This window comes from Bifidobacterium imperatoris (genome assembly GCF_002860405.1).
In the GTDB taxonomy this organism is placed as follows: Bacteria; Actinomycetota; Actinomycetes; order Actinomycetales; family Bifidobacteriaceae; genus Bifidobacterium; species Bifidobacterium imperatoris.
In genome coordinates this window covers 1-1,190 of sequence record NZ_NMWV01000062.1, presented here as the reverse complement: position 1 = coordinate 1,190, position 1,190 = coordinate 1, and the positions used below count along the sequence as shown (strand labels likewise).

The 1,190-nt window shown below is 62.9% G+C and carries 2 protein-coding genes; both read right to left on the bottom strand.

The genetic code is table 11. The annotated features are described in order from the left end of the window. Positions 1-58: 58 nt before the first annotated feature. Positions 59-361, bottom strand: a complete 303-nt coding sequence (locus tag Tam1G_RS11470; protein ID WP_101626615.1) for an H-type lectin domain-containing protein — start codon at positions 359-361, stop codon at positions 59-61. Then, positions 337-1,173, bottom strand: a complete 837-nt coding sequence (locus Tam1G_RS11465; RefSeq protein WP_242689733.1) for a site-specific integrase — start codon at positions 1,171-1,173, stop codon at positions 337-339. The genes Tam1G_RS11470 and Tam1G_RS11465 overlap by 25 nt, the downstream gene beginning before the upstream one ends. Positions 1,174-1,190 lie beyond the last annotated feature (17 nt).

Here is a 1,190-nt window from a genome sequence, read left to right as displayed (position 1 = left end):
GGGACAGGTGCCTGCACACTCCCCGCAGCCTGCCGATACCGGACGGCGTGACCTTCGCCTAGGCGAGTTTGCCGTAGGCCACCGCGTACACGTGGCCCTCGATACCATTGGCTTGTTCACCGATGTTCTTGATTGCGATGGTGCAGCCGGTCGTGGTAACTGATGTGACGGAGCATGAATAAATGTTGTCGTTCGCATACCAGCCGACCACGGTGGGTATTTCCGCGAACGGCTTCGGCCATGCCGCCTGCTGGACCGTCACCGCGTTCGGCTGCAACACCCCACGGACCACGCCGCCATCGGCACGCTGGAAACCGTGATGGGTTAGCGAATCCCTCAGCGTATGAGGGCGTGCTCCCATACGCGTTGGGCTTCGCGCAGTATCTCGCTGTCAGGGCGTAGGTAGTAGCGGGCCGTGGTGGCGATTGACGAGTGACCTAACGCGCGGCTGACCACCGCCACGTCCACGCCGGCGCCCAACGCGGTGCTGGCCCAACTGTGGCGCAGGTTGCGGCGTGGCACATACGGCAGGTTCTGTGACCTGCACCATGCGGCGTAGCGTCTGGCGACCTGACCTGGATTCAATAAGCCGATGAGACGGCCGCCCTCATGCGGTCTGATCTCGCGCAGTCTCAATACCGCGAATCTGGGGAGCACGACGGTGCGGCGCGATAGCTCGGTCTTCGGCTCCACGATCACCTCGTGTCCGTCCACCCACTGCAATCCGCGTCGGACCTTGACCTTGCCTGTATTGAGGTTCAGATCGTTCCATTCCAATCCAAGGGCTTCCTCGGTGCGCAGTCCGAGGCATACGCTGCAGAGCAGCCAGGCCTCGAGCTCGTGCCCGTGAAACCCGCGCAGCAATTGCCGTATCTGGCGGATGTCCAGCACTTCCGGCTCATAGCCGCTGGGCTTGGGTGGCGTGACCCTGTCGGTCACGTCCACATCCAGTAATCCGAGCCGTACCGCTGCTCGCAGCATCTGCCGGAGCACGGCCCAGGATTTACGCGCCGCACCGGCCGGCGTTATCGAGTCCAGCCACGACTGGATGCGCGGTCCAGTCAGATACGCCAGCTCCATGTCACCCAATTCGGGTCGTATGTGCCGTTGCCATGCGCTCCGGTATCCAACGCGCGTGCATTCGCGTAGTCTGCCGCACGCCGGCCAATACAACCGTTCCCAATATTCGT

What these genes read in the sequence shown, in the direction of transcription:
- Tam1G_RS11470 (WP_101626615.1), bottom strand. Translation starts at nt 361, where the DNA reads ATGGGAGCACGCCCTCATACGCTGAGGGATTCGCTAACCCATCACGGT.